At 56.0% G+C, this 21,549-nt stretch carries 23 protein-coding genes; 1 reads left to right on the top strand and 22 read right to left on the bottom strand.

The window, feature by feature from the left end; genetic code table 11:
* Positions 1-58: 58 nt before the first annotated feature.
* Genes B058_RS0108805 through B058_RS0108790 form a run of 4 tightly spaced genes read right to left on the bottom strand, consistent with a single transcriptional unit; the run spans position 59 to position 3,399 of the window.
* On the bottom strand, positions 59-853 hold the full coding sequence (locus B058_RS0108805; RefSeq protein ID WP_018508113.1) for an ABC transporter ATP-binding protein: 795 nt from the start codon (positions 851-853) through the stop codon (positions 59-61).
* Positions 854-866: 13 nt separating this feature from the next.
* The gene (locus tag B058_RS0108800; protein WP_169335087.1) at positions 867-1,652 is read right to left on the bottom strand and encodes an ABC transporter permease; all 786 of its coding nucleotides are present in this window, start codon (positions 1,650-1,652) and stop codon (positions 867-869) included.
* A gap of 47 nt (positions 1,653-1,699) precedes the next feature.
* Positions 1,700-2,587 (bottom strand): ABC transporter ATP-binding protein, encoded by an 888-nt coding sequence (locus tag B058_RS0108795; RefSeq protein WP_245539281.1) that lies wholly within the window; start codon positions 2,585-2,587, stop codon positions 1,700-1,702.
* A gap of 2 nt (positions 2,588-2,589) precedes the next feature.
* A complete protein-coding gene (locus B058_RS0108790; protein WP_211208669.1) occupies positions 2,590-3,399 on the bottom strand; it encodes an ABC transporter permease in 810 nt (269 codons plus the stop codon).
* Between the two features lie 367 nt (positions 3,400-3,766).
* On the opposite strand from B058_RS0108790, the gene B058_RS17845 reads away from it, so the two are divergent.
* Positions 3,767-4,009, top strand: coding sequence for an integrase core domain-containing protein (locus B058_RS17845; protein WP_157265707.1), 243 nt, complete (start codon positions 3,767-3,769; stop codon positions 4,007-4,009).
* 164 nt (positions 4,010-4,173) lie between these two features.
* Here the strand turns inward: B058_RS17845 and B058_RS0108780 are convergent, their stop codons facing one another.
* From B058_RS0108780 to B058_RS0108695, 18 genes are all read right to left on the bottom strand, one after another.
* Entirely contained in the window at positions 4,174-4,803 is a 630-nt protein-coding gene (locus B058_RS0108780) for a response regulator transcription factor (protein ID WP_018508108.1), read from the bottom strand.
* Positions 4,796-6,073, bottom strand: a complete 1,278-nt coding sequence (locus tag B058_RS0108775) for a sensor histidine kinase (RefSeq protein ID WP_018508107.1) — start codon at positions 6,071-6,073, stop codon at positions 4,796-4,798. Before B058_RS0108775 ends, B058_RS0108780 begins: the two co-directional genes overlap by 8 nt.
* A 413-nt stretch (positions 6,074-6,486) precedes the next feature.
* Positions 6,487-6,966 carry a TlpA disulfide reductase family protein gene (locus B058_RS0108770; RefSeq protein ID WP_211208667.1) on the bottom strand — a complete coding sequence of 160 codons (480 nt, stop codon included), beginning with the start codon at positions 6,964-6,966 and terminating at the stop codon, positions 6,487-6,489.
* Between the two features lie 67 nt (positions 6,967-7,033).
* Positions 7,034-7,618 (bottom strand): hypothetical protein, encoded by a 585-nt coding sequence (locus B058_RS0108765; protein ID WP_018508105.1) that lies wholly within the window; start codon positions 7,616-7,618, stop codon positions 7,034-7,036.
* A gap of 11 nt (positions 7,619-7,629) precedes the next feature.
* Positions 7,630-8,136, bottom strand: a complete 507-nt coding sequence (locus B058_RS16725; protein ID WP_018508104.1) for a DsrE family protein — start codon at positions 8,134-8,136, stop codon at positions 7,630-7,632.
* A 159-nt stretch (positions 8,137-8,295) separates the two neighbouring features.
* Positions 8,296-10,149, bottom strand: a complete 1,854-nt coding sequence (dsbD, locus tag B058_RS0108755) for a protein-disulfide reductase DsbD (RefSeq protein WP_051082087.1) — start codon at positions 10,147-10,149, stop codon at positions 8,296-8,298.
* A gap of 268 nt (positions 10,150-10,417) precedes the next feature.
* On the bottom strand, positions 10,418-11,485 hold the full coding sequence (locus B058_RS0108750) for an NADH:ubiquinone reductase (Na(+)-transporting) subunit F (protein WP_018508102.1): 1,068 nt from the start codon (positions 11,483-11,485) through the stop codon (positions 10,418-10,420).
* 55 nt (positions 11,486-11,540) lie between these two features.
* Positions 11,541-11,906 carry a group I truncated hemoglobin gene (locus B058_RS0108745; RefSeq protein ID WP_018508101.1) on the bottom strand — a complete coding sequence of 122 codons (366 nt, stop codon included), beginning with the start codon at positions 11,904-11,906 and terminating at the stop codon, positions 11,541-11,543.
* Positions 11,907-11,984: 78 nt separating this feature from the next.
* Positions 11,985-13,265 (bottom strand): fatty acid desaturase, encoded by a 1,281-nt coding sequence (locus tag B058_RS0108740; protein ID WP_018508100.1) that lies wholly within the window; start codon positions 13,263-13,265, stop codon positions 11,985-11,987.
* A 278-nt stretch (positions 13,266-13,543) separates the two neighbouring features.
* Positions 13,544-14,179: a response regulator transcription factor gene (locus B058_RS0108735; RefSeq protein WP_018508099.1), complete on the bottom strand. Its 636-nt coding sequence runs from the start codon at positions 14,177-14,179 to the stop codon at positions 13,544-13,546.
* Positions 14,157-16,628 (bottom strand): PAS domain S-box protein, encoded by a 2,472-nt coding sequence (locus B058_RS0108730; RefSeq protein WP_018508098.1) that lies wholly within the window; start codon positions 16,626-16,628, stop codon positions 14,157-14,159. The genes B058_RS0108735 and B058_RS0108730 overlap by 23 nt, the downstream gene beginning before the upstream one ends.
* A gap of 4 nt (positions 16,629-16,632) precedes the next feature.
* A complete protein-coding gene (locus B058_RS0108725; protein ID WP_018508097.1) occupies positions 16,633-17,796 on the bottom strand; it encodes an acyl-CoA dehydrogenase family protein in 1,164 nt (387 codons plus the stop codon).
* Between the two features lie 118 nt (positions 17,797-17,914).
* Positions 17,915-18,214 (bottom strand): hypothetical protein, encoded by a 300-nt coding sequence (locus B058_RS0108720; protein ID WP_018508096.1) that lies wholly within the window; start codon positions 18,212-18,214, stop codon positions 17,915-17,917.
* 14 nt (positions 18,215-18,228) lie between these two features.
* Positions 18,229-18,543 (bottom strand): hypothetical protein, encoded by a 315-nt coding sequence (locus B058_RS16720; RefSeq protein ID WP_245539280.1) that lies wholly within the window; start codon positions 18,541-18,543, stop codon positions 18,229-18,231.
* Between the two features lie 313 nt (positions 18,544-18,856).
* Positions 18,857-19,492, bottom strand: coding sequence for an OmpW/AlkL family protein (locus B058_RS0108710; protein ID WP_245539279.1), 636 nt, complete (start codon positions 19,490-19,492; stop codon positions 18,857-18,859).
* A gap of 232 nt (positions 19,493-19,724) precedes the next feature.
* The gene (locus B058_RS0108705; protein WP_026240771.1) at positions 19,725-20,144 is read right to left on the bottom strand and encodes an ExbD/TolR family protein; all 420 of its coding nucleotides are present in this window, start codon (positions 20,142-20,144) and stop codon (positions 19,725-19,727) included.
* Positions 20,145-20,147: 3 nt separating this feature from the next.
* On the bottom strand, positions 20,148-20,876 hold the full coding sequence (locus B058_RS0108700) for a MotA/TolQ/ExbB proton channel family protein (protein WP_018508092.1): 729 nt from the start codon (positions 20,874-20,876) through the stop codon (positions 20,148-20,150).
* A 1-nt stretch (position 20,877) separates the two neighbouring features.
* The gene (locus tag B058_RS0108695) at positions 20,878-21,549 is read right to left on the bottom strand and encodes an energy transducer TonB (protein WP_018508091.1); all 672 of its coding nucleotides are present in this window, start codon (positions 21,547-21,549) and stop codon (positions 20,878-20,880) included.

Below are 21,549 nucleotides of genomic sequence, written 5' to 3'. Positions count from 1 at the left end.
AAATTAGCGAAGCGAATTTTTACCGCGCGCCTATTCGCGGTTGACGAAAAAGCAGTGATCAAATGTCCTGCATACTGTCCCCATAAAGTACTTCCAGAGCTTCTTTTTTGATTTCAAGATAGCGTTCGCTTGCCAGTACATCGAACGTTCTCGGATGCGGCAAGTCGACCTCAAGCGTATGCGTGATTTTGCTGGGTGTTCCACCCATAATCAGAATGCGATCCGCGAGGAAAATCGCTTCTTCCAATTCGGATGTGATGAATACGGTCGTAAGGCGGGTTTCCTCGAACAACTTGATGTAATACTCCTGCATCAACTCTCGTGTCATGACGTCCAGCCCTCTGAACGGTTCGTCCAGAATCATGACCTTAGGACTGTTGATCAAGGCTTGTGCCAATTCTGCCCGTCGCTTCATCCCGCCCGAGAGTTGCCCTGGATATTTATCCTTGAACTCCAACAAGCCGAACTTTCGAAGCAGTTCCAGAGCTTTCTGGGTAGCCACTTCCTTGCTGACGCTGGATCTGGCCAACGGGCCAAAAACGACGTTCTGCAGGACAGTCATCCATGGCCACAGCGCCGTTTCCTGAAACACCATGATGCGGCTTGATCCAGGCTCCTTAACAAGCTGGCCATCCATGGTCACTTGCCCGCCATCCGGATTGAGGTAACCACATAAGATATAGGCCAGTGTCGATTTTCCGCATCCCGACGTGCCCATTACGACCGTAAGTTTTCCCGGTTCGATATTGAGTGAGCAATCGTCAAGCACATGCACTGGCGCCTGCCCTTTTGGGTGGTACCACTTGCGCAGGCCTGTCGCCACCAGTTCTCCGCTTAGTGCCATCGTCTCCATCGTGATGCCTCCCTTAACGAACGACGCGCCACGGCATCATTTTCTTTTCCAGATAGTCGACGACAATCGTCGACAGATAGCCGGCTAGCCCGATACTGATCATGCCGATGATGACCACCGTGACTGTGTGGCTGACATACCCTTCCCAGGTCAGGCGTCCCAGCCCATTTCCGCCCGATATCATTTCCGCCGCAATCACAACGTTCCAGGTCACTGCGATGCCGAGTGTCATCCCGACGGCAATGGACGGGATCACCGAAGGAATCATGATGCGACGGAATATCTGGCCACTGCTGGCGCCGAGCGATTGAGCTAACCAAATGTGTTCATTCTTGATACTTCTAACTGCATCATGAACATTGATCACGATAATGAAGAACGCGCCAATGAAACAGATGAAGATAATGCTCATCTCCGTAGTCGGCCAGAACAGAATTGAGATTGGCACCCATGCAAGCGGAGGAATAGGCCGCAGGATTTCGATCACGGGGTACGCCAGATTATGAAAAACCTCCCGGGTCCCAAGCATCAGACCCAATGGAATCCCTAACACCTGCGCGATCAGGAAGCCATACAGCACACGCTTGAAACTCGACACCCAGGAACTCCAGTATTCCTGGTTGTTGACATAGCGCGTCAGGAAAGTCTGAAGCACATCGAAAGGAGCAGCGATCTCCTTGAATCCAGGTACGCCAAGCTTCACAAAAAAATGCCAGGCAGCAAAAAATCCGACGATGGCAATGGCTCCTCGCCAGTTGAACTGGGGCCAGCGGAATTTGGATTTGATGTCTTGAGCCATGATTGGGGTTTTTATGGTTTCTTGAGCCGCTTTCATCTTGTTCTCACTTATGCGTGTTCACGTTCGCCGCGCTCGAAAGCCTTTTTGGCTTCTTCGTGCACACCTGCGATCGCCTGGGCCTTCAATGCCAGATACTCCGCGCTCAGCATCATGTTTGGCGTACGCGGTCTAGGCAGCTTCACATTGATGATCGATTTGATCGTACCGGGGCGTGACGTCATCACGACAACCCTGTCCGCCAGATAGATCGCCTCTTCCAGATCGTGTGTGATAAAAACGATCGTCTTGCGGCACACCCGATACATCTCTAGCAAATGCTGGTGCATAACGGTCTTTGAGACCGTATCCATTGCACGGAACGGCTCGTCCAATAACAGTATCTTCGGTTCGTTGATCAGGGCTCGTACAATTTCGACACGTCTCTGCATACCCGAAGAGAGTTGGGGCGGGTAGGAGGCCGCCACCTTGTTCAGGCCACCGCACTTGGCGAGGAGATCCATCGCCCTTTCCTCTGCCTGAGAAGGCGTCATCATGTTTTGAATCACAGGCCCGTACATGACGTTTTCAAGGACGGTTTTCCATGGGAACAACGCCCCGTTCTGGAAGACAACGACACGATCCGAACCTGGCTTTGGCGGCGTAGTCGCGGTAGCCAGTGGCTGTCCGTCCAGTAGTACCTGCCCTTCTGTCACGTTGTCGAACCCGGCGATGATGTTCATCAATGTGCTCTTGCCGCAACCGGACGGGCCCACAATTGCAACAAAATCGCCCGGCTCGATTTCCATGCTCGCATCTTGAACAGCAACTACGCGTGCGCCGTTCGGATCGTAAATCTTACCTACATGCTGAATAGAAAGACGCCCCTCATTTGGCCGTGGCGTCATCGCTGTTTGGGATGTCTTAACTGTCTTGACGACTTCTTCAGATGCTCCCATGATCAGCCCCCTATTCCAAAACTCTGTACACGCCAGCGCATGAGCTTATTGCCCACTACGCGAATGATTGCACTGCTCATGAAGCCCGCAATGCCGAGCGTGGCCATGCCTATCACGATCGTCGGAAACTGGATCAAGTTATAAGACTCGAAAATCATGAAGCCCAGCCCATACTGGGCCGCGATCATTTCTCCAGCAGCAAGTGAGAACCAGGCGGCGCCCATCGCGATCTGCAATCCCGTAAATATGTTGGGGAGTGCCCCGGGTATGATCACGTGACGCAATATGTCGCGTGGTTTGGAGCCCAGCGACAAGGCCGCCCTGAAATAATCCGGATCAATGGATTTGACACCAACGTAGGTGTTCATGACTGTGGCAAAAAACGCAACCAGGAACGTCACATAGATAACTGCCAGCTCAATTCCAGGAAACATGAGGATCGCCAACGGGATCCAAGCAAGCGGAGGGATGGGGCGTAACAGACCCACGAGTGCGGATGCGTATGCATCAAACTTTGGGCTCCACGCCATCAGGATACCCAGTGGAACGCCCAGTACAACTGCGAGAACAAATGAGGCCGTCGCTCGATAGACACTGTAGAAGATATGCTGATAGTAGATCGGGGTAAAAATGGATACCCCATAAACGGGTTCAGGACTAAACCACTCCGTTATAACCGACCATGGATCGGGCAGACGATTGAATGAATCAAGCGGCAACCACTTGACACTCGCGTACCAAGCGGCCACTGCAATGATGTAGCCAACCCACATCAGCCAGAACTTGCTGCTTTTCCACCAGGATGCTTCCATTCAACCTCCGCAATTTTATTAGGTCGTATTTTTAGTAAACGGATTGCGCGATAAAAAATCTCGCGATTTGCATGTTTCAAAATCACACTTCGCTTTTTTAGCGCAGTGACTGCAATCGGCTTTCCATCTACCTGCTGCCTGATGCAAACGAAATCACGTGCAATGGACCACGTAGTTTCCCTTACGCATGTCCTCATTAAATGCGCAGATACCAACAACCGTCTATTGGTACCAGTATGTAGATTAATTAGGGAATACACCTAGACCCACGTTGGTCTCTCGATTTGAATAGCCCCTGAAATTGGGACCGGATCCAGATCGTGAAAGAGATTGGACACGACGTAGCGATTCACGGAAGCACCGTTCAATGTTTCTTGCAGAAGGCAACGGGCGTATACACGACGTGTGCCTGAATGAGCATGGATTTGTCAGCCTGACCGATGCAATGGCGGTGATCGAATGGATTTGTCAGCCTGACCGATGCAATGGCGGTGATCGAGGCGTGGTGCAGCAAATACAATCAAGAATGGCCAATGGCATCGCTGTACCGCTTGATGCCTCCTGCCCAAGCAGGGCAATGCGCCGTCAAATCAGTTCCATTGGCTACTGAGGCGCAGAGAGACGTCGTCGGCAATATAGGGCGTTCCCGAAACTCCAGTTATGCCATGGCCTTATTCCACGCCTGAAAGGAGAAACGGTAGCCGGATTACCACAGGCCAACGCGACCCCGAAAACCGGCACATATTCGCTCTTCGTGTACGAGAAGTGGACGCTCTATTCCTGACTTAAACTCGACTTTTCCAGACGCATCCATATCTGCACCAGTTCGGGCAATGATTTCACGCGCATCTTGAACATGACATTGGCGCGATGGACCTCGATGGTTTTCGGGCTCAACCCCAGTTCGATGGCAATCACTTTATTCGCCTTGCCGGACACGACGAGTGCGGCAACCTCCCGTTCGCGCAACGTCAAACTCTGAAAACTGGCCTGAAATTCGGCCAGTTTCTCGTGGTCATGGCTACGCTGCCGGCATAATTCAAGCGCGCGTTGAATACGTTCAAGCAACACCTGGTCGTTATAGGGTTTCTCGAGAAAATCGACTGCTCCCGCTTTCATCGCGCGTACTGCCATCGGGACATCACCGTGCCCTGTGACGAGGATAACTGGCAAGCACCAGCCGCGTTCGAGCAGGTGGTTTTGCAATTCCAGGCCCCCCATACCGGGCATACGGACATCCAGGACCAGACATCCCGGCACACTACCGTCATAGCTTTCAAGGAATTCAAGCGCCGAAGCAGGACAACACACCTGATGGCCAACCGACTCGAGCAGCCAGCGCAATGACTCACGTGCCGCCTGATCATCGTCTACTACAAAGACCGTTTGCTGCCGATCATTCATGAGATATTTCCTCCATAGCCAGACGCAGGGTGAAACGGAGAGTCAGCCCATTGCCTTCCTTATTTGGGAAGGCAGACAAGCTGCCACCGTGCGCTTCCACAATCGACCGGCAGATCGCCAAGCCCATCCCCATTCCCGTCTCTTTAGTCGTGAAAAAAGGATCAAACATGCGCGCCAGCATCTCAGCTGGCAGACCGGGGCCGGTGTCGCGCACCTCCACGACGGCCAGGTCGTCTTCCATAAAGGTGTGCAGTTCGAGGTAGCGCAGCATGAATGGAATCTCGTCCATGACCTCGACCGCATTGCGTATGAGATTCAGGACCACCTGCTCGATCTGGATGGCATTGCCCAGCACTTTAGGCATGTCAGGCATAAATTTAAGCGTGACGTCCACCTGATGCGCGTACGCTTCCGGCCCCACGATCAGCATGGCTTCGCGCACGATGGTCTTAAGCTCCAGCGGCCTGAAGGGGCTGTCCTCCTTGTTCACGAAGCTCCGCAAACTCCTGATGATTTCAGCGGCTCGGTCTGCCTGGCTGCAGACCTGCTCGATGGCACGTGTCAGGTCGTCCACCGTGCCTGTACCGGAGCGAATGCGGCGCAGGCACCCATGTGAGTAGTTGGCGATGGCCGCAAGGGGTTGATTCAGTTCGTGCGCCAGACCGGAAGCCATCTCACCCATGGTATTCACCCGGGAAGCATGGGCCAGTTCACGATAATGCAGGCGGATTTCCTCTTCTGCGTGCTTGCGCACGGTAATATCACGTGTAATGCCAAGCAGGGCAATGACTCGATTACGTCCGTCACGCAAAGGTACGGCATGGGTCTCCATCCAAAGACGGCGGCCCCTCAGGCTGATGATCTGAAACTCCATGGCGTCAGACTCGCCGGAAAAGACACGTGTGGTCAGCGCACGGTATTCGTCCCGAAATTTCGGCACGATGAGATCGTATACGGAAGTCCCGATGATCTCGTTTGACTGATTGGCGCCCATCATGGTTAGCCCAGCCGGATTCATTTCCAGCAGGATCCCGTCTTGAGTTTGCAATTTCACGCATTCGGGCTCGGATGCGATGATCTGGCGCAGCCTATTCTCGTTCTCTGCAGACTTTTCTTCAGCTCGGCGCCGTTCGCCGATTTCCATCTCCAGCACCTTTTTGGAATGGCGCAACCTCCGGTTGAGATGACTCACATAGAGCACCAGCCCTCCCATCAGGGCCAGAACGGCAATCAGTAATGCCCAGATAGAAGAATGGGCGATAAGTTGCATGCATTGCTCCGATCGGAACGGGGTAGGCTGGAACCGTCAAAGCAGCCCTCATCCACTGACACAAGCAAATTCCTAACCATCTCGAAGAAATTACGTGGAAAGCCCATACAAACGGGCTTACAGCTTACGGAGACGGGTCAAGGAAAAACCAAAATGTCACAAAAGCAACACAGTAAAATGACACTTCGTAATGCCCACAATAGCAAGCATATGGTTAAACCCATAGCAGAGAATCGAAGCCATCCTGATATCCCCTGCATACCACGGTAGGCACAGACAAACATATATCTGAACAACTTGATAGAACGGGCCCTTATCCCTCTCCTGTGCAACGCCTCTGAACAGCCGCACCTGAAACGCACGAATACAGAACTCGCATGAGTTCTGTATTCGCTTTATTTCATCAAGAGGAATTATTTCCCCGTACTTGAACCCTCAATCTGCTCGGTTATAAAATGAATATTCTCGGGACTATCAAAATGTCGACCGCCAATTGCCCGATAAGCAATGTGACCTTTTTTGTCTATCAGAAAAGTCGTGGGCAAGCCCCTGACCGGCCAGGCACGCAAAGTGGCGCTATCCTTGTCAAACACAATCGGGAAGGTGGGCGACTCGTCCAGCGTCCCCATGAAACCGAGGACGGTATCGGCATCTTCTCCCACATTTACGGCCACGATCTGAATCTTCGATGCGCCTAGCTTTTTCCAAAGCCGCTGCAGGGAAGGCATTTCAGCCCGACATGGCGGGCACCATGTCGCCCAGAAATTGACGATAACCACTTTACCTTTTAGTTGCTTAAGATCGACCAGCTTACCGTCCATATCATGCAATGTAAGCTTTGGCGCAACCGGATTGCCCGAAACAGGGCTGAAAGCCTCTTCGTCGGCGGCCAAACCAACTCTAGCGTTAAGCAGCAGGCCGGAAACGATTGCTAACGTGAACAGAATACGTCTAAGCGCACTAATCTGCACAGCGAACCCCCTTAATTGTATCCACATACTGCTTGTCTCCTCTATTCCATTTCACAGTCAAGTCAAACACGCTGCCGTGGGCAATCTGGTATGTAGTCATGCCTTGATTCCAGTCCTTGGGATCCAGTGTCTGCGCGAGCGGATGCTGCGACCACTCGAAAGCGATTTGAGCGCTCTTGGAAACGCCGCGCTGCTGCCATTCATGCAGCCATTTGTCTTTAAGTTTCAGCTTCCGATTTACGCCATCTGCCGTCATATATCGCCAATTGGCCAAATCATACGAAATGGTCTCCGGCGATTTATTCCGCACTCTTAACGCCAGCACGCAACTTTCCGCATAAAAATCCGCATTCTTCCGATCGAAGCCACGCGCAAGAAAAAAGCCGCGTGCCTGATCCGGGCTGATCTGGATCAACTCAACCTCAAAACCCTTGTCATGCAATACCCAGGACTCAATGCTGGTCACTGGATCGACAAGGTGTTGAATCTTGCTTCCACCATCATCGGCAATGGTGGAAGTCGAGACGAGACCCAGTACGGCAATTGTTATTAACTGCAATTTACCCAATGCCATGTTTATGTCTTTCAATCAATCGGGATATAAGCGTATCCCTTGTTTTCATATGCCGCCATCGAGATGAAACTATTGCCAACTACATGAACTTCAGGAATGGTATCTTCGTTCTTGATCTTCAAATAGCGATTGGCTACCGCGCACTGCGCAAGGCTGAAACTCTTGTCCTTGCTCATCTCTTTAAGTTTCAGTTGAATTTTCTCCATCAGCTCGACATCCTCCAATTTGACCCGGCTCTGATCTTTCTGGATAAACAGGCTTGCGGGTCCACGGAAGGCAAGAACAAAATGAGGCGTAACGCCTTGTTTCAACATCCCATCACGCGTCTCTTCAATGAGCCCTAAACGAGACAGGAGTTTTTTTGCATCCCCGGTGGTGATATCGAAAATCACTTTAACCTCATGTAACCCGTTCAACGCCTCCGTATCTTCTGGAGCATCTGCTGCATAAACAGGGAAATTTACGGCCAGTGCACTAAACGCAAAAAACAACGCTGCAAGAAATGATTTCATTTTCATTTTGTGCTCCTTATCGTTGACAGCAAGAATTCCATACCTTGTGACCGGTATCGAATTTATAAGGCATACCTCCAATTACGCACTACAAACCGAATAATTACAGTGTTCGCATGTACATATCGACCTCCTGTAAATAATTTGCATTACTTCGAAATTTATCTACTGAATAACCGTATTGAGGTTGTCTAGAAATTTATCGGGAGGGAGATAACCCACTACACGGGACGCCTTAAGCTCGCCACCCATTTTGTCGAAGAAGATGATTCCAGGAGGTCCGAACAAAGAGAAACGCTTAAGCAACTCCTTATCCGCATCGGTATTGGCTGTCACATCGGCTTGGAGAAGCACGGCAGTTGCCAGTTTCTCTTTGACTCTTGGATCGCTAAAGGTAAACTTCTCGTACTCTTTGCATGAAACGCACCAATCGGCATAAAAATCCAGAATTATGTGCTTTCCACCGGATTGCTTGATGTGGCTTTCCAGGTCGGCGACATTCTTGACGCGCACAAACTTCATGGATGCATGGGCGTTCGCGTCTGAATCGGCACCCGCCACACTCACACTCAAGTTGGCCAGTGGCTGCAAAATATTGCGGCCACCACTCAAAGCGCCTATCAAAATAGACGCGCCGCTTATCAATGCAATGATGCCAATGCCCTTCCAAAACTTGGTGAAACCCCCCGCTTTTGCAGGCAAAGGATCAATTGCACCAAGATAAATCGCGGAGGAAATCAAGAGTGCAGCCCATAGGAACATATTCATAACATCAGGAATGACTGGTGAGATGAGCCAAATAGCTACGCCCAGCAGCAATACACCAAAGAAGCTCTTCACTGTGTGCATCCAGCCACCTGCTTTAGGCAGTAGAGCGCCTGCGGATATGCCCACAAGGATTAGCGGCACGCCCATACCGAGCGCCATGGCGAACAGCGCCGAGCCACCAAGCCATACGTTATGTGTCTGTCCGATGTAAAGTAATGCACCGGCCAAGGGGGCAGCCACACAAGGCCCGACAATCACGGCCGAGAGCGCACCCATCACGAATACACCGATGGTGCTGCCCCCTTTCATTTTGTTACTTGCGTTCGAGAACTTGCTCTGAATGGCATTCGGTAATTGCAACTCATAAAAACCGAACATCGAGAATGCGAGCACGACAAAGACCAGTGCGAAGGAACCCAATACCCAGGGATTTTGCAAAGCGGCAGAAAGAAGACTGCCCGATAGGCCTGCGGCGATGCCGACAAGCGCGTAGGTAATCGCCATGCCCAACACATAGGATAGCGAGAGCACGAATGCCCTGGTTTTGGTCAGTTGCTGTCCTTGGCCCGCGATGATGCCAGACAGAATCGGGATCATAGGGAATACGCAAGGGGTCAGCGCCAACAACAGTCCGGCTCCAAAGAAGAAACTGACAATCAGCCAAAAGCTTCCGCCTCTGAACAGGTTCTCAATGTGCGTAGATTCGGACTGCGTAGACTTGATCAGGGCAGTTCCTGGATCGGATGCCACCTTCCCTTCCAGCAAGGGTAAGGGCGTACCGCCTTGACTGGAGACACCCGCTCCTTTCCTGCCCGGCAAAGTAGGAAGATCGAGCTGGCTTTCGTGCGTTTGAGGGGGATAGCACACCCCAGCGTCGGCACAGCCCTGCGAAACGACCTTTAAGGTGATTTCCCCAACATCGGGATCTATACGGTTTAAGGGAAGTTTGATTCTTACATCATCACGGTAGACCACCGTACGACCGAAGATGGCATCTTCTTCGACCTTTCCTGGAGGGAGCTGTACCGATCCAAGCTCAACGCCTTTGGTCGTCACTTCAAACTTCACCTTGTCGCGATACAGGTGATAGCCTTTCGCGACTTGGAAGCGAGTTTCAATGCTCTGTGCATCCAATACTCTGACTGAATACTTGAAAGCCTCTTGAGGATCCAACAAGGAATCTTCTTCTATCGCATGTGCGTATAGCGGGATCAAGCAGAGCAATGCGATAAGAAACCGTATGATTCTCATATTGTAAAAAAGCTCTCCGCATTTTTTGATGTAATGTTTGCGGCCAGGATGCACATTCAGCCGCAGCTGCTGCTTTGACGCGCTCGTAATCGCGTGCAGGGATTCCACGTAATTTCACGTAGAACGCACATGAAACCCCTACACCATTAACGCGCTGACGATGATGGCCCGTCTATAGGGACGAGCCTGTAGTTGAATCAGGGAATTTACTTATGTCCCCGACTGGTACTGATGCACCATTTGAACTGGCTTAGAACCTTCGAAACAATTAAACGCGCCCGCCCTGCATATGCGATGCGTCGATAAACTTGTCGTAAAAAATATGCTCAGACTTCACTCCGGCACGACTCAGGCACTCAATCGCGCTATCGATCATGGCGGGCGGCCCACACAGATAGGCATGGCTGTTCGGCAAGTCAAATGCATCGGGTGACAGAATATCGGTGCAGTGGCCGCGCAGGCCGCTCCAGTCGCTGTCGTCCGGCTCGCGTGACAATACCGGAATGAAGTTGAAGTGGCCGTTGCAGCGTGCCTTGATCTGCTTCATCTCATCCAGGCAATACAGATCGTCGCGCGTGCGTGCGCCGAACACATAGGTGACCTGTCGCTGAAAGCCCTGACTCGACACCTGCTCCAGCAGGGCCTTGATCGGTGCCATGCCGCTGCCGCCAGCAATGCACAACATGGGCGCCGTGGAGTCGCGCAGCCAGAAGGAGCCATAGGGGCCCGCGACGCTGACCCGTTGTCCTTCCTGATTGGCGGTATGTAGCCAGCTGGTCATCTCGCCGTCAGGCACATGTCGGATGAAAAAGCTGACATGGCCGGACTGCTCGTTCTCGGGTGCGCTGGCAAAGGAATAGGAACGCGGCTTCTCAATCAGGCCAGGGACCGACAATTCGGCATATTGTCCTGCCAGGTAGGCAGGCATGGCTTCATCGAGACGGATACGCACCTCTAGGATGTCATGGGTCAGCGGCCGCGCTTGGGCAATCACGCCACCCACGCTCTTCGGCTGCGACAATGCGATTGCCGGCTTGTCCAGGGCGACCTCGATCTCGACGTCGCTACGCAGGCTGGTCTGGCAGGCCAGGATCATGCCGGCATCCATCTCCTCGCCGGTGAGGACGTAGCTGAAATCGTTGAGCGGCTTGATCTTGCCGCTTACCAAGCGGCATCGGCACTGCCCGCAACTGCCGACCCGGCAATTATGTGGCCAGGCCAGACCCTGGTTCAACGCCGCCTTGAGCAAATTGTCACCGGCGCCGACCTCGATGGTGTCGCCGCTGGTGGTGATACGAGCCCGATGGGGCCCCTTGCGAGCAAAAAATCCAAACACGATGCAACTCCTTGTGCGAAACGTTAGGGGTGCCGGCTGGGGCACCCCTGTGCAATTACAGGTGGACGACCTCGTTCTTCAAGGAATACAGAATGCAAAGGACTTCATCCTTCTCGCGCTTGCCCACGTTGTTCTTGTCGAGTGCGGCCAGCACGTCGTCGCACACCGCAACGAATTCTTCTTCGTTGATGTTCATGCCAGTGTGTGCTGTGATCATATCCTTGCCGGTATAGGTCTCCGGCCCGCCAAACCCGGCGCAGCACATTTCGGTTACCAGGCGGATCACATTGGCCGGGTCGCTGTTTGCATAGCGAGTTTTGACCTTTGGATTCTTGACATGGTTGTTGAAAATGTCGGTGGCGATGGCTTCGATGCCAGGCCGCTTGCCAAGACGTTCGTAAAGTGTGGCTTCGGTGTTCATGTTGATCTCCTCATACGCGGCAGTCCGCCGCAATGTCGTGCTCTATATGCCGGTCACCGATGTGGCCGGCACTCGGGGTTACAGGGCGTAGCTGACTTCCAGCCGCTGGCCGCTGATGGATTCAGGATTGACCTCGTAGCCAACCTTGCGGTTGATCTCCTTGGCAATCTTGCGCTCTTCGGGCGATGCGAAATCGCGGTCCCAGATCGCCAGTTTCTTCTTGTAGACGGCGTGCCACAGCGGCGGGATCAGTGCCAACACGAATTCGGTGTAGTAACCGATACGTGCATTGGGTGCGCCTGCGGGCGACGAGGGTTGGCCCACGCTGGTGAGTTCCCAGAAATGGGTTTCGCCGCGGTCATGGTGATCGGCTTGGCGCCCGATCTCGATAAAGGCCCAACTGGTGAAAGCGTTGTCGTTGTCCCAGGAGTGGCGATACTCGATCGGCTGATCCTTCACGCGGATCAGCCCGTAGTGCTCCATGTAGTTGAGCGCTTCCAGTTCAAAGGTGGAAATCGCCCAGATCAACAGCATGCATCCCAAACTCAGCAACGCACCGTCCTGGCCGCCCGCCACGTAGCCGGCGCCGGCAAACAGCGCCACGGTCGGGATGCTCAGCAGATAGCCTCGGATCCAGCGATTGGAGAAGGAGAAGAAGGATTTGCCCATACGCTTCAGGCGACGCTGCTCGGTCCGGTAACCAAAATAGGACTGGCCGATCGTCGAGATCACCCAGTGCTTGTAGAGGCTGCGTCCGCGCGGTGCGGTTGCCGGATCCGTGTCTTCCATCATCTTGTTGCCTTCGGGGCCCAGCCAGGCGCGTCCCAGTTCGAGGTGATGGTTGTAGACGTGGGCGTAGCAGAATGCGGCGGCGCCGGAGAGGCTCATCATCATCCGGGAGATCAGGAAGCCGATCCCCTTGGTATGGGAGAGTTCATGACCGAACATGATGCCCAGGCCCTGATGCATGCCGGCGCCCACTACGACGGCAACCAGCTCAAGACCGGTTATTCCGTTCTGGTAGGCGTAACCGTTCCACATCATGGTTTCGATGGGAACGCCGGCCACATACTGGTAAATACGCCAGACCACTGCGAGTTGAAGCGCGATGAAACTGAGTAGCTGGGCGTACATCATCAGGTTGAGGATGGCGGGCGAACCGACGGGCTGCCCTTTCTTGTTGACGGCCGCGCCTTTGCTGTGAATGCCGGACGTGAGGGTGTCCATGGTGATATTGAAGGCGAAGATGCCAATACCGATCCACACCCAGGGACCGCCCAGCAGTATCCCGGCGATGGTGGCCAGAATGCCGAGCGGCGTATACATGTAGACGAGATGACCGAATATGAGACTGCGCATGATGTAGCTCCTTTTATATGCCTCGTTTTGTGGATTTAAGGTGATGGTGAGCCGGCAAATCGACCTGCGAAGGAGGGGAAGGCCGAATCGCAAACTCACCATCTGAGGCGATTTATACCGACAGGATGCGCTCGGGGTAACCCGGAAAAATACGATGAAACACGTGGAAATACGTGGGTCTTGGCGCATCTAGCAGTGGATCCGGATGACGAACCGCGCCAGGACATTGCTGCAGGTACGTGGCGCCCCGTTCGGGGCAGGATATGTCTCGGGAAGATTCAGTTGGGCACGTTGTCCGGATCGGATTTGAGCAGCAACTCGATCAGCTGGCCAAGGGACTTGACGCCCATCTTCTCCGTGATGTTGGCGCGATGTCCCTCTACCGTGCGCACGGACAAATCCAGCTCGGCGGCAATCACCTTGTTGGGCTTGCCGCGGCGCAACAGTTCGAGGATCTCGCGCTCGCGCCGTGTCAGCGCCGCCAGACTCCGGTTGGCCTGGCTGCGTTTGTCCTCCTGTTCCCAGACTGCGCTGTACTTGCCCAGCGCGGCCTGGATGGCATCGATCAGAACCTGGTCATTGAAAGGCTTCTGCAGAAATTCGAAGGCACCGGTCTTCATGGCGCGCACCGTGACCGGCACGTCGCCATGGCCGGTCACGATGATGACCGGTAGATGCGCCTGCTCGCGGGACAGCTTTTCCTGGAGTTCGATGCCGCTCATGCCGGGCATGCGGATGTCCAGCACCAGGCAACCGCGCATGCCGGGCTGGAAAGCCGTCAGGAAATCGCGCGCCGAAGCGAAGGTTTTTGCATTGAGGCCGATCTGCTCGACGAGCCAGCGGATCGCATCGCGTACCGCTGGGTTGTCGTCGACGATAAAAACGGTCGCCTTACCGGACTGGGTACTTTTCATGTCGGGACTCTCCGGAACCAGGTAGAACGAAACAGAACGTGGCCCCCGGCGCGGTCCCTTCCTCGAGCCAGAGACGTCCGCCATGCGCATCGATGATGCTCTGGCTGATGCCCAGCCCGATGCCGAGTCCGGTTGCCTTGGTGGTGAAAAAAGGTTCGAACAGCCGATCCACCACTTCTTGCGGGCAGCCGCATCCGCTGTCGCTGATGCATATCTTGACCGCATGGCGCTCGTGACGAGCTGCCTTGATGGTGATCTGCCGTCGCCCCTCGTCCACGTCGGACAGTGCGTCCAGGCTGTTGCGGACAAGATTGAGCAGGACCTGTTCGATCTGGATCGGGTCCGCCATGACGACAGGCAACTGGCGTGGAATATCCATGTGCAGCTGAACCTGGTTCTGCTGCACCTCGGCACGCACGAAACTGGCGGCCTCCAGGATCACCTCGCGCAGGTCGATGCGCTGCTGGCGCAAGTCACCCTTGCGCGCGAAGTTGCGCAGACGACGGAAGATCGCACCGCCGAGTTCGGCCTGCTTCACCACCTGCTCGAGTCCGTAGCGCACATCGTCCGGCTTGCAGTTGCCGGACTGGATGATGCGCAGGCATGTCTGTGCATAGGTGGTGATGGCACACAGGGGCTGGTTCAGTTCATGCGCCAGGCCGGAGGTCATTTCCCCCAGGACGCTCAGGCGGCCGACGTGCGCCAGTTCCGTCTTGTGCTGGCGGTCGAGTTCCTCGGCTTTCACCCGATCGGAAATGTCGTGGCCGGTCGAGATGAAATGCGTGATCCGGCCCTGCACGTCCTTGAGTGGCGAGATCGTCTTCTGCTCATGGAAAATGCTGCCGTCCTTCTTGCGATTGACCAGGACACCGCGATAGACGCCGCCATTCTCTATCACCTGCCAGAGATCCTGGTAAAACACTTCGTCGTGCATGCCTGAACGCAGGAAATAGGTCTTGTGGCCGATCACGTCTGCCTTGGCATAACCGGTCAGACGTTCGAAAGCCGGGTTGACGTATTCGATGCGCCGGTCGCGGTCCGTGATCATCACCGAATCGGCAGCCTGCTCCAGCGCGCCCGACAGCTTGCGCATGTGGGCCTCGGCGCGTTCGCGTTGCAATTCGTTGCCCACCCATTGCGACATCAGCTTGAGGACTTCCAGGTCGGCTGAGCTGAACGATGAAGGGCGCGGTGCGGGGCTGGCAAAACAGAGGGTTCCGTATAATCCGCCGTCGACCACGATACGTACGCCGATATACGCCTCCATGCGATGCTCAAGATAGCTCGGATGGTGTCGCCATTCGGTAATGCCGGCATGCTCGAACGCCACCGGCTCATTGGTGAAAACCGTGGCGCTGCAATAGGTCTGATCGAGATCCTTGCTCGTTCCCACCACGTACGCTGGATGGTCGCTGACGGAATCCAGGATCTGGAAACATTGGCCGTCGATGCGCGACAGAACTGCGTTCGGCAGACCGAATTGCTCGCACCCCAGTTTCAGCAGCTGGTGCAGTTTCTCTTCCAGGCTGAGTTCCTGGTCGGAACTGATTTCATGGAACGAACGCAGCACCGTGGCGTGATAGCGCAAGTCGTCTTCCGCACGTTGCCGCTCGCGTTCCGCCGCCACACGGTCGGTCACGTCCTGCAAGATCAGCATGGCGCCGCGCTGGCCGGTGCGGTAGGCCAGCGGTGCCGGCGTGACTTCCAGAAAGCGGACGGCCCCACTCCGGGCGTCAACCTCGAGAATTTCCGGCTTATGTCGTTCCATGCCTTTCAGCCCCTGCTGCAGCAAGGCGGCCAGGCGCCCCTGCTCGCGCAACGGAAACTGTTCCCCCAGCGGCCGCCCCAGCGCGCCACGCTCGCTCACACCCAGAATGGTCTGGGCCTGACGGTTGATGGTCAGGATGGCGCAGTTCAGATCGACCGTCAGCACGCCGATGGGCGCATGATCGAGCAGCTGATCCAGATAGTAGGTCGCCTCCGGCTGGAGCAGCGGCAGCTTTTCCAGCCGGATCTGCGCACGCGAGATCGTGTTCAGGTAACGCACGCGCTGTCGCCGCCGATTCACCGCATCACGGATGACGGACGGCAGTTCGTCCACCTCGGCGGTGGACCATGGCACCACCTCATTGCCCAGAAAAGGGCTGAACATCAGCGTGCGTTTCAACTGGTCGCAGCGTGAGGCCGCAGTCAGGATCAGGATGGGAACATGGTGGTCATACGTATGGATGCGCTGGGCAATGCGCACCGGGTCCTCGATGTCCATGCCCAGCAGCACGGTATCGGCCGGCTGGTACCCTTCCTGAAAATGATGGTACAGCCGATCCTGGCTGCTCATTGCCTCGACCGTCACCTCGGGCTCCAGTGCGCTTCGCAACAAGGTATTGATCGCGGGCGCCACGCCGACCAGATGCAGAATCCCACCAAGCTCCGAATGGGCAGTGGCCATGTCGCTAGTCCGACAGCAAAGGTTGGCCAAGCAAGGCGCGGCCGATCCAGACGCGCAGGATATCGGTCGTGGGCGACATCAGGTGGGCTGCCCGTGCGTCGCGCAGCAGGCGGTGCAGGCGCGAGCCGTTGCGATACCCGATCCCGCCGCTCAGGGTCATGGCTTCGTTGACCACGGTGACCGCGCAATCGGCCACTTCGACCTTGGCCGCCATGATTGCCGTGAGCGCATCCGGCTCACCTGCATCGAAGCTGGCGGCGGCGTGGTAAGTCAATTGGCGCGTACGCTCCAGCGTCGCCCACAGGGTCCCCAGACGATGCTGCAATACCGAGGCCTGCGCCAGGCTCGAGCCCGTATGGGTGTGGTAGCGCCGGATCAGATGTTTCCGGGCCTCGTCCAGCGCCGTGGTGGCAACGCCCAGGAAGGTGCCGGCCATGGCCATCAGGAAATAGGGCGTGACCACGTTGAAGATGTACCAGATCTGGTCGCCTTCCTTGCCCAGCAGATTGCTGCGCGGCACATGCACACCCTGCAATTCCATCGTGCGCGAGGAATTGCCGCGCATGCCCAGGCCATCCCACTCGGCGCCCCAGCGGACCCCCTTGGAGTCGGCCGGGACGACCACGCAGGAGAATTGTCCGATGGGCGCTTCGGGCGAGGCGGCGACTGCCGATACCACGTAGGAATCGGCATGGCCGCCATTGGTGACGAAGGTCTTGCTGCCCGTCAGGCTGAATTCATCCGAAGACACCGCCTCCAACGTCGTTTGCGGCAGATAGAAATGGGCGCCGGTGCCGGCTTCGCTCAAGGACAGGGTCGTGATGTGACGCCCCTCGCAGATTGGCCCCAGGAATCGCGTTTGCTGGTCCGGCGTGGCGTTCGCCGCAATGACAGAAGCGCCGACGCAATGCATGCCGTAACAGATCGCAGTGGAGGCGCATTCCTGCCCCAGCGTCTCGCACACCCTTACCAACGCCATGAGCCCGTGCCCCAGTCCGCCATAGGCAGTCGGGATGACCGCGCCTCCCAGTCCTTCGCGCTGCAGCGCTCGGATACCCGGCTCGGGCCAGAGCGCGTCGCGGTCCGTGCGTTCCACATTTGGCGCCACGACATCCTTGGCGATTTCCTGCACCTTGAGCAGCAGGGCGGATATTTCTTGACGGTGCATATCAGCGACTCTATTCGACGACCAACTGGACAAACATACAGCGTGAATCCCGCTCCGGCAATGTGCCCTGCACTGACGCCCACCCGCCCGCGTCGGCGCAGGACACGTCGGGCTGGATTCAGTGGTGGTCGATCAGCGAAAACGAAAGCACCTTGTCCACACTTTCGATGCGATTGGCGTTGGTTCCCACCACGCACTCGCCATGCCTGTCGCATCCCCATAAATGGTAGGCCTTGAATTCGAGCAGGTCCTGATGCAGCTGGTCGCGGTGAGGCATCGACCTGGAATCCAGCGATTCCGAGGATTTTTCCTGGATCAGCATCTGCTTGATCCGGGCAATTTCGGCCATCAAGTCGCGGGCGCGCTCGCCGTTCCAACTGCCTACGACTCGGCCGCTACTGGTTTTGATCTCATCCATTGCTCTGTCCTTTCTTAGAAGATTTCACGCACGATGTTGAGAACAGGTTTGGGGATCACCCAGTTGCTGCCCTGCTTCTGCTCCTGAACGGCGATGCGCATGTCAGAAGGAGAAAAATGGATGTCCCTTTCCGCAGCCAGCTTGCAGTACATCGCAATGAAGCTGTCCGCATCGCGCGGCTCTTCCAATTTGGCAAGCAATGCGGGTTCGGCCATGACAATCTCGCCGAATTGTTTGATGCTTTTCTCGAACGGGCGATTCTGGGTATCTCTTTCCAATGCCGCTTTCAACATGTTTAGCTCCTTAGATTCATCGACGTATCGGGGCATGACGCCCCTGCCCTGATCCAAGCGCCGTAGGCCCCCCCTCGCATGAAGACATTCCGCCGGATACATCCATGATTTATACGCAATGTCCGACCTGCCGATAATCCGTATCGACACGGCATCGAACACGTAAAACTACGTATTGAAAACTTCAACGCCTTCTTGTCCAAGTCTTTCCGGATGGCCTGAGTCTGTGTTTACCCGTCGAATACGGAAGAAAAACGCCGGAATACCCGGCGTTTTTCTTGCTGTGCATTTGCTTGAAGACGCGCATTCGCCCGTCTTCCTGGCCCAAGTGCCAGCAGCCTCTCCTGTTTTAGAATTGTTTGCCCACCGCCAGTCCGATCAACCAGGGATTGAGCGTGATCGTCTCGATTTTCGCGCCGCCCTGTGGGGTCACATTCGTTTCAAGGTAGAACTTCTTGACATCGAAATTGACGAAATAATCCTTGTTCAACGTATAGCTGAACCCCGCCTGCAGGACGGCACCAGTATCCGCCTTGAAATCCTCCAGGCCGTTGAAAGCCGGCCCACTCTGCTTGAAGAACACGGTATGGTGGATCCCCACCCCCACATACGGGCGGAAATCCGCTTTCGGCATGAAGTGATACTGGGCCATCAAGTGGAACGGAGCCATGGAGGCCTTGCCCAGGACGCCGCCCGCATTGCTGAACTCGTGACGGGTAATGCCGGCCGCCGTGTTCAGGGCAAAGTGCTCGCTCAGGTAATACGTGAAGTTCGCAATGGGCACCACCTCGTTGGTGGCATCCGCCCCAACGACCGGGGATTTGATATCGGGCCGGACATTCACCAACCCGATGCTCACATCCAGACCGATCGGGTCGGCATGAGCAGATACGGCACTGGCGGCCAGGAGAACACCCAGAACAGACGGGAGAAAGTTATGTTTTTTCATGAAGGCCCCTAAATAGAATGAAAACTTGCGCTTCACCGCAACCCGGATAAAGACGCCGCTTTCTATTACAGGGGCACGGCCTTAGCGTGTAAATTGGTAGAACTACCGTACATTCACGTATGAGCCCTTGGTCAGACAAGGGAAATTCCGGAGTGCGAAATTTCCGATTTTGTGAGAAAGAATTACGCGGCTGCCCGTTGAAATGATTGTGTAACGTCATCGGGATGGAGGCTTACCCTCTACCCTGGGCCGACCGTCTTTCGAATGATCAGGGCCGATCAGGCTCGGTCACAAACCAGATACGGGTAAGGCCGGCCTGCGCAGCCAGCGACATGACTTTCGCAACCGGTTCGTATTCGGCATGCCGGTCGGCGCGGATATGCAGCTCAGGTTGCGGCTGTTTTTTTGCGGCCTCGGCAAAGCGCGGCGCGAACTGATCCATCGCGACCCGCTCGCCGTCCCAGTAGAGATCGCCGTTTTCCCGGATGCCGAGTTCGATATGATCCGGCTTGGTGACGTTGGGTGCGCTGCTTGCCTTGGGCAGGTCGATCTTGACCGCGTTGGTGAGCAACGGCGTGGTGATGATGAAAACCACCAGCAGCACCAGCATCACGTCCACTAATGGCACCACGTTGATGTCGGCCATCGGTCCCGGGCCACGGCGCGGATCAAAGCTTCCCATTGCCATGGTTCAGGCCTCCTTCACGATATGCAGCGGACGCGGTTCGCCGGCGGAACTGTTGGCCTTTTCGCCCACGGTGATGATGGCGTACAGATCATGCGCGAACGCATCCAGCCGGGCGAGCCACACCCGGTTCCGCCGGTTGAAGGCATTGAAGGCAAGCACGGCGGGGATCGCCACGGCCAGCCCCATCGCTGTCATGATGAGCGCCTCGCCCACTGGGCCGGAGACTTTGTCGAGCGTGCCCTGCCCCGACAGGCCGATATTGACGAGTGCGTGGTAGATCCCCCATACGGTGCCGAACAAGCCGATATAGGGCGCGGCCGATCCCGCCGAAGCCAGGATGGTCAGGCCATGCTCGACACGTGTCGCCTCCTGATCGATACCGTTCCTGAGCAGACGCGTGAGAAATTCGCCCAGGCCGCCTGCGGCCGCCAGCTTGTGCAGGCCATGCTTTTCGCTGTCGCTGGCGGCTTCCAGTGCATCATGCGCCAGTTCGGCAAAAGCATGATCGCGCGGCTGTCTGTGCAAGGCGGTGCGGATTTCCTGCAGCGAATCGGCTGCCCAGAATTGTTCGAGAAAGCTTTCGACGCGTCGCTTCGCCAGGTAGTTGGCGATCGTCTTGGTCACGATCAGGTACCAGCTCGCAACCGACAGTGCCAGCAGCAGAAACAACACCGTTTTCCCGAGCGCATCGGCCTGGGCCAGGAAATGGGCAAAGCCTATGTTCGTATCCATGTCATCGTCCTTCGAGTACAAAATTAAACGGCTGGATGGCGACGGCCCGCACGGCTGCGCCATCGCGGCTGGCCGGCCTGCAGCGCCAGCGTTTGACGGTGGCCAGTGCGGCCTCGTCAAGGCGTGCGTAACCGGAGCTGGTTTTGATCGTCGCCCGGTCGACCTGTCCTGTTTCGTCGAGCTCCACGCGCAGCACCACCTTGCCCTCTTCCCCGAGACGGCGGGAAATCGCGGGATAGGACGGCGGCGCGCGGTCCGGGCAGGTCAGCGCGAGTTCACCGCTCAACACGGCCGGGCCCACGGGCTTTGGCGGCGGCGCGGGCGGCACGGGTTCGGCCGGTACCTCGATTCTGGGAGGCAGCGGTGGAGGCGGCGGTGCGACCGGATCGGATGGCGACACGACCGGCGCTTGCGCGGCCAGTTGCTGCGGAGGCGGCGGTTGAACGGGCTGTTCGCGTTTGACTGGTTTGGCTTTGGGCTTGGGCGGGTCCGGCTTCGGCAGCTCGACCTTGGGTGTATCCGTCAACAGATCGACAAACAACGTTGCCGTCTCGGTGGGCGGCGGCAGGACACGGGAGTGCCACAGGCTGTAGAGCAACGCCCCATGCAGAGCGAGCACGACGGAAAGGCCTGCCAGGCGCGCGCTACGTGCGTTCTGCCGGAGACGCAGCAT

The organism is Thiobacillus thioparus DSM 505 (assembly GCF_000373385.1).
In the GTDB taxonomy this organism is placed as follows: domain Bacteria; phylum Pseudomonadota; class Gammaproteobacteria; order Burkholderiales; family Thiobacillaceae; genus Thiobacillus; species Thiobacillus thioparus.
This window is presented reverse-complemented; position numbering and strand designations above follow the sequence as displayed.